Annotated in this window: 5 protein-coding genes and 1 pseudogene (1 of these 6 running past the window's edge); 1 reads left to right on the forward strand and 5 read right to left on the reverse strand. The window is 44.6% G+C overall.

Features of this window, described 5'->3' with window-relative positions:
- Positions 1 to 412: 412 nt before the first annotated feature.
- The 3 genes from E0E16_RS09390 to E0E16_RS09400 are packed head-to-tail and all read right to left on the reverse strand — an operon-like array spanning position 413 to position 3910.
- Positions 413 to 1600 carry a homoserine dehydrogenase gene (locus tag E0E16_RS09390; RefSeq protein ID WP_130830095.1) on the reverse strand — a complete coding sequence of 396 codons (1188 nt, stop codon included), beginning with the start codon at positions 1598 to 1600 and terminating at the stop codon, positions 413 to 415.
- A gap of 7 nt (positions 1601 to 1607) precedes the next feature.
- Positions 1608 to 2621: a homoserine O-acetyltransferase family protein gene (locus tag E0E16_RS09395; protein ID WP_130830096.1), complete on the reverse strand. Its 1014-nt coding sequence runs from the start codon at positions 2619 to 2621 to the stop codon at positions 1608 to 1610.
- Complete coding sequence (locus E0E16_RS09400; RefSeq protein ID WP_130830097.1) at positions 2618 to 3910, reverse strand: O-acetylhomoserine aminocarboxypropyltransferase/cysteine synthase family protein; 1293 nt, start codon at positions 3908 to 3910, stop codon at positions 2618 to 2620. The genes E0E16_RS09395 and E0E16_RS09400 overlap by 4 nt, the downstream gene beginning before the upstream one ends.
- Before the next feature lie 318 nt (positions 3911 to 4228).
- Here E0E16_RS09400 and E0E16_RS13635 point away from each other — a divergent pair, with 318 nt between their 5' ends.
- Entirely contained in the window at positions 4229 to 4378 is a 150-nt protein-coding gene (locus E0E16_RS13635; RefSeq protein ID WP_165444223.1) for a hypothetical protein, read from the forward strand.
- 16 nt (positions 4379 to 4394) lie between these two features.
- On the opposite strand, the gene E0E16_RS09405 is transcribed toward E0E16_RS13635, so the two are convergent.
- Positions 4395 to 5300, reverse strand: coding sequence for an IS982 family transposase (locus tag E0E16_RS09405; protein ID WP_439650613.1), 906 nt, complete (start codon positions 5298 to 5300; stop codon positions 4395 to 4397).
- A gap of 366 nt (positions 5301 to 5666) precedes the next feature.
- A pseudogene (locus tag E0E16_RS09415) lies at positions 5667 to 6172 on the reverse strand (IS4 family transposase) (it continues 845 nt past the right edge of the window).

Here is a 6172-nt window from a genome sequence, read left to right on the forward strand (position 1 = left end):
TGGAACGCCGAAAATATGGCGAACGACGGTCTTATGCCATCTTCACCAAAGGTCCCAGGGGGCATCGAGCCCCCTAAGACCTTGCCGAAAATATGACGGAACTTAGGTGTTGTCCATCTTCTTTTATGCAAGTGCACTGACTTCAAATTTAAACTATATAATGTTAATGTCAAGTCATTCAGTAAATAAGAAAATATTTGACAAGTAAAACAGAAAAACATCGTCAGATCTGACAAGTGAATTCAGGAAAAGACATCTGTTTTATGGGTCGCTTCTCAAAAAGTGAGCCTTGACCATACAAAAGCTGACCTTTCGCATGGCTAAAGGTGAGCTTTCACCTCCCGAAACCTTACTTCCAGTATTTAGACGTGAGACCGCCAGCAAGTGGCGGGCTGGATAGTTCCAAACCGTATCAGTCATGGGGATAAGCAGCGATGAACACATCTTTTTCTCTTAACATATCTACTTTTTCTATGAGTTGGGCGAGTGATATGTTTCCCACCACATATTTATAATTCGCAGAGAGATAACGCTCGCTGGTGCTCTCGAAATCCAACAGCGACTGGTCCTCTTCGTTGGTAAAACGGAAATAAATGCGAAAAGTTATGTCGGTGGTATAGTGCGGGTGATGAGGGTTGTTCAGCTTTTTATATTCGTACTTGTAATCATACAATTGGGCGGTGATGTCGCTCAGCACCGCTGATCCTGTTGGATACCCTCCGGCCCCTTGTCCGAACATGAACTGCTTGTAATAGAACAGACCTTTTATCACGACACCGTTAAATTCGTCCTCTACACTGTAAATGTATTTCTGTCGGGAGATCAGCTGCGGCATTACTGAGAGTACGAGTTTGTCGTCCATTTTCTCCGCACTCCCCACTAATTTGATTCTCCTGCCTTTCTCGTTAGCAAACTGGATGTCGTAACTATTCATGTGACCGATACCCACGTTCAGTACATCCTTCGGTGGAACATACACTCCGAATGCATGAACGGTGATAATGATGAGCTTGAAAAGCGAGTCCCATCCCTCAATATCAAAGGTGGGATTGCTTTCTGCAAAGCCCAGTTCCTGTGCCAGCCGCAGAGAGTCGTCGTAGTTCATTCCCTCGTTGAAAATCTTGGATAAGATAAAGTTGGACGAGCCGTTAAGAATTCCCTTGATGGAGATGAGCAGGTCGTTGTCATAGTATTCCTCTAAGTTTCTGATGACGGGAATACTACCGCAAGCCGATGCATCGTACAATAAAGGTGTGTTGTATTGCTCTTGCAGCTTTATCAGCTCCATGATGTGGTATGCCAGCATCCGTTTGTTGCCACTTACCACTGGTAGTCCTGCAACAAGCGCACGCTTGACAATTTTGTAAGCAGCTTCAGCATCGTTGATGAGCTCCACGATGAAATTGATGTCCTTATTGTTAAAAATATCGTCGGCACGATTGGTGAACGGAATGTCGGCATCGCGCTTTTTGGTGATGTCCTCCACGCAAACGCTGACGATTTTCACGTTCTGCGGCTGTATGCGCTGCAGCACATCATAAAGTCCTTTGCCCACTGTACCAAAGCCGAAAAGTCCGATATTGATTTTTTTCTGTTTCATAATTGTTCTATTTATTAAGGAAAGATTGGATAATACGGTCTAACTTGTCACTCTCCACCAAGAAGCCATCATGTCCGAAGGAAGAGTCAATCACCTTGTACTCAACATTAGGAATATTTTCCACCATCACCGAATGGCTTTCTGGCGGGAAAAGAATGTCGGACGATATAGCCACGACGAGGCATTTTGCCCGAATGGTTGCCAGAGCCTTCTCTATTCCACCCCGTCCTCGTCCCACGTGATGTGATTCCATTGCTTGCGTTATTCTGAAATATGAGTAGGCATTGAACCGGTTTTTCAACTTCTCTCCCTGGTGTTGTTGGTAAGAATGTACGCGTCGTCGGAAAAGCTCGCCGTCGGAAAAGCTATCGGTCTGTGTGAGATTGTAGGCAGCCTCGCCCCTATAGCTGAGCATGGCAATACTTCTTGCCACTGCCAATCCTTCTGCACCTGCTGTGGGCGAGGGCATTCCAAACGTCTTGTCTGCCTTGATAGCCATACGCTGCGACTCATTGAAGGCCGATACCCACGGTGAAACGCACTCGGCAGTGGCGATGAGGGCGGCATGGCGTGCAAAGGTGGGGTCAATGACGCACCATTCGATACACTGAAATCCCCCGATGCTGCTACCGACAAGCAGTTCCACTTGGCTGATGCCGAGGTAGTGCGCCAACAAACGGTGTGCCTGTACCATATCACGAATGGTGAATGGTGGGAAATCGTTGTACCAAGGGTTTCCCGTCTGTGGGTTAATGTGGAGCGGTCCCGTAGTTCCGTAATGCGATCCGAGGAAGTTGGCACAGACGATGAAATACTTCTCCGGATCAAGGAAGCGCCCCCTCTCCACCGTGTGTGGCCACCAGTCCGCCACATCTGAATTGGCGGTGAGAGCATGACACACCCACACCACATTGTCAGCATTGGCATTCAGCGTGCCATAGGTGTCGTAGGCAATTGTCAGGCTGGGCAGCGATGCTCCGCTTTCCAACTCAAAAGGATGTTCGTAATGATATTCCTTCATTTCTCTGTCTTTTTAAACGCCTGCTCAAAATCGCTTATAATGTCTTCCACATCTTCTAGTCCGAGCGAAATTCTCAGCAAGGTCGGAGTAACTCCTGCCGCTTTCAAGTCCGCATCGCTCAACTGCTTGTGGGTAGTGGATGCCGGGTGGGTGACCACGGTGATGGAGTCGCCTATCATCACCATGTTGGCGCAAAGCTGTAGAGCCTCAACAAACCTCACCGTACTCTCCACATCGCCCTTCAGCTCAATATTGAGCACTCCTGAAGCCCCATGCTTGAAATATTTACGGGCATTGGCATAGCTTCGGTGATTTTCAAATCCCACATAACTCACCTTCTTTATAAACGGGCTTGTGCGACAGTATTCCGCCAAACGGCGCGTAGCGGCCACCTGATGCTCAATGCGGAGCGAGAGAGTTTCCAAACCAATGAGATGAAGATACGTGTCGAAGGGGGAGGGACTACATCCCAAGTCGCGCAAACCATCTACCCTCGCCTTGACAATAAATGCCGAAGGGCCAAAAGCTTCCCAAAGGTTTAATCCGTGGTAACCTTCCGACGGACCGTCTATCTGTGGGTACTTGCCGTTGCCCCAGTTGTAGTTTCCACCATCTACTATCACTCCACCAATGGCCGTGCCATGACCGTTTATCCATTTGGTTGCCGATTCCAATACGATATTCGCTCCCCAATCAAACGGGTTGCACAAATATCCGCATCCGCCAAAGGTATTGTCAACGACAAGTGGTAAGTCATAATGCTTGGCAATCTTACTGATTCCATCTATATCTACAACGTCGCACGTTGGGTTTCCCATGCTCTCAAGATAAATCAACTTGGTGTTCTGGTCGATCAATTTCTCTATTGATTCGTTGCTGTCGTCTTCAGCTATTCTGCACTCAATGCCGAGGTTTCGCAATGTGATTCTAAACGAGTTGTATGTTCCGCCATAAAGATAGGGCGAAGCCACGATGTTGTCACCCCTGCTTGCCAAGGATGTGACAATCACCGTAATGGCAGCCATCCCCGACGAAACAGCCAATGCACCCACCCCTCCATAAAGGGATGCTATGCGGTTTTCAAAATCGGTATTCGTGGGATTGTTCAATCGGGTATAGATGTTCCCTGCCTCACTCAGGCTGAAAAGATTGGCAGCGGTGTCGCACGACTTGAAATGGAAAGCTGCTGTAGGGTGGATGGCGATACCCCTTGCGCAAGTTTCATCAATGTGATAGCCACCATGGATTTGTCTTGTGGCAAAATGAAGTTTGTTTCTATTATTTGTCATAATGATTCGTTATTGGATGTGGCGCATGACTGCGTCGCATATAGTTTATTGTTTGGATTTCTTCTAAAATGGCCTATGGTGTCGGTACGCGCTATGGAAAATAGCATGGGACAGACTTACCTATGGGGAAATACTCCAAATAAGAAGCTTGTCAGAGCCAAATCGAAGAAATAATTGAATGAAAAAAATAAATGATATGGGAGGATTTTAGTGCATTCTTTTATGCACAAGGCGACACGCAGTCACCTGTAGAATCTACAAGTGCCTACCGGCACATTCGCATCATGAATGTTGAACAAAGAACGATATTTTTACTAAATGTTCTCAATATTCTGGTTGCTTAACGGAGGCAAAGGTACGGATATTTTTTCAAATAACAAGAAAAAGCAACAGTTTTTGCAGAAATTTGTAGCATTGGGAGCAATTATCCCCGATAAAATGCTTGAAAATCAGATTCTACCTATTTAACGTGAGTTCGACGAATTCAAAACAATGCAAGCTGTGTATCAATGGTCCTTTGCACATTGATGCACGGCTTCTTGGGAAACAAGCAATAGGCAGCAATAGCCCCTAATAAGTTGACGATGAAATTGTCAAAGCATCTATGTCCGGAGTGCTCCACCTGTGCAATGTTCTTAAGCTCATCATTCACAGTTTCTATAATGGCTCTTTTTCTGAGTAAGAGTCTGTCAGAAACGCTCATCAAAGCTCCTTTCATGTTGCTTTTCAGCTTGGTAATAAGTTGTATTCCATCCACAAACAGCCTTTGGAAGAGATTCTTGCCGATGTACCCCTTGTCTCCGACCAGCTTGCCATATATGAAATCTACAAAAGCTTTGTATTCCAAAGGCTTACGGTCATCAACATCTCCCGGTGTTATCATAAAATTGAGAAGCTCTCCTTTCTCATTGCAAATCAAATGCAACTTGAAGCCAAAGAACCATCCCATAGAGCGTATTCCTCTTTGGGCTATACCTTTGAAAACCTTGTGAATATGTATTCTTTGGTTCTTGCAGACACGCAGTGGTGTGCTGTCAACAAAACTTATGCCCGTACACTTACCCAACAGAACCTTCTTGATAAACAAGGTTAAGGGTACGGCTATTTCCCTTTCCAATTCTATTATACGGTTATAAGAAACAACTTTTGGAAATAGATGGCGAAGATGCTTGCATACTTTTTCAAGATAGAAATGTTTAAAGCAACGATAACCAGAGTCGTGAAAAAGAATCATTATCAGCATGACTTCTGTCTTTGACATCGTGGAATTACGATGATAGTTTCTTTTTCCGGTAGGTTTTAGCGTATATTTTGCCACCATTGCATCAAAAAACTTGCAGAAATCATCTGCCATACAAAATACTTCAATAACTTTGTCCTCGGTGATTATAGCGATTTTTGTTTGTAATTATTTGTAAATCAACACCTTAAAGTTACAACAAATTCCGCTAATCACCAAATTTACAGACACTTATAATTCATCGAACTCACGTTAATTATAAAGGATATTAAATGGTAAGTAAACAAAAGAAACAGAGTTTTTGTTCACTTCTGTGCTATTTGTCATACCTGAAATGTTAAAAAACAAGTCTTCTTTATAAAATAACATATATATTCTTGCATATTTCTGTAGATTTTGTACGTTTGCAACGTATTAATTAAAAACAATTATTACTGTCCGCTAAACATAGAAATCCTCATTCCAACTCATTGAGACACAATAGTTCGGATGACAGCATGTTAGTGACAAGCCCCCTTATTCATTTTCTGTTACCTCGGGTGGCGATTCAGCCGCTGCTTCAAGCATGAGTTTCATGTCGGCATCCGGCATGTTGAAGAAATTATTCATGTTGAGGTATTCCATAAGTACAATGCGCACCATAGTAGCCAGCCCTGAGAAACTCCACCGCCTCTGCAATGAGCTTTGCAGCAGTGACAGTAATAGATTGGCAATGAGTGTAACCCAAATCTGTATCTTGATGGCGTTGGCACTCTCCCCATAGAAGTATCTAAGCGGGAAGTTCTGTTTTATCTGCTTGAAAAGAGACTCTATCTGCCACCTCCTGCGGTAGATGGCTACGATAGTCTCCATGGACATGTCAAAGTCGTTGGTAAGCAAGGACACCAACTTTGGCATCTTTCCCTTCTTGATATCCACATAGGTGATGATACGCGCTATATGGTTGATACCGCCCTTCCTGAACACCACCACCTGCTCACGATATTCCATCAGCCCATCCTCGTTCATATCCATGCAGTCTG

The organism is Prevotella rectalis, from assembly GCF_900607215.1.
GTDB classification, from domain to species: domain Bacteria; phylum Bacteroidota; class Bacteroidia; order Bacteroidales; family Bacteroidaceae; genus Prevotella; species Prevotella brunnea.

What these genes read in the sequence shown, in the direction of transcription:
- E0E16_RS09390 (WP_130830095.1), bottom strand. Translation starts at nt 1,600, where the DNA reads ATGAAACAGAAAAAAATCAATATCGGACTTTTCGGCTTTGGTACAGTG.
- E0E16_RS09395 (WP_130830096.1), bottom strand. Translation starts at nt 2,621, where the DNA reads ATGAAGGAATATCATTACGAACATCCTTTTGAGTTGGAAAGCGGAGCA.
- E0E16_RS09400 (WP_130830097.1), bottom strand. Translation starts at nt 3,910, where the DNA reads ATGACAAATAATAGAAACAAACTTCATTTTGCCACAAGACAAATCCAT.
- E0E16_RS13635 (WP_165444223.1), top strand. Translation starts at nt 4,229, where the DNA reads ATGTTCTCAATATTCTGGTTGCTTAACGGAGGCAAAGGTACGGATATT.